Below are 600 nucleotides of genomic sequence, written 5' to 3' on the forward strand. Positions count from 1 at the left end.
GAGAAATCTGATGATAGAATAAATGCAGCAGAGAAAGGAGAAGTGTCCGTGTCTGATAAGTTTTATCAAAATTTAGGCGCAAAACTGCGTGTCTATAGAAAAATACAGCAGATAACGCTGAAACAGCTTTCGGAAGCACTGAATAAAAGTCTTGCGACCGTTTCTAAGTATGAAAAAGGCGAGATTGTCGTAGATTTAGAGGTTTTGATTGATTGGTGCAGATATTTAAATGTTGACATAGCAACGCTGCTTCCGAGCTCGAAAGAGACGGAAACAGATAAGCAAAGGTATGCTGGGAATTATATAGACAGGCTGTATCTCTACAGCTATATGGGACACAAAAACAAGCTGCATATTGATGTAATTGAAATAGATAACACAAAGATGCGCGCCACTCTTTATTTAGATGTTGCGGATGTCTCTAATATTTACGAAAGCAGTTTTATCTATTTCGGAGAAGTGATTTATAGTGATATCAGCATTAATTTTGTATTTTTTAATGCTTCACCGCCGTTTGATATGCTGACTTTTAGTATGCCAACGCTTTCAGAGGAACAGGATTATCGGATTGGAATGATGAGTTCCATGACCTTTACATAT

Annotated in this window: 1 protein-coding gene; it reads left to right on the forward strand. The window is 37.3% G+C overall.

The annotated features are described in order from the left end of the window. Positions 1-48: 48 nt before the first annotated feature. A partial coding sequence (locus D1841_RS18200) for a helix-turn-helix transcriptional regulator (RefSeq protein ID WP_166554384.1) occupies positions 49-600 on the forward strand: 552 nt, incomplete at its 3' end.

The sequence above is a fragment of the Neglectibacter sp. X4 genome (genome assembly GCF_009917365.1).
Taxonomy (GTDB): domain Bacteria; phylum Bacillota; class Clostridia; order Oscillospirales; family Acutalibacteraceae; genus Acutalibacter.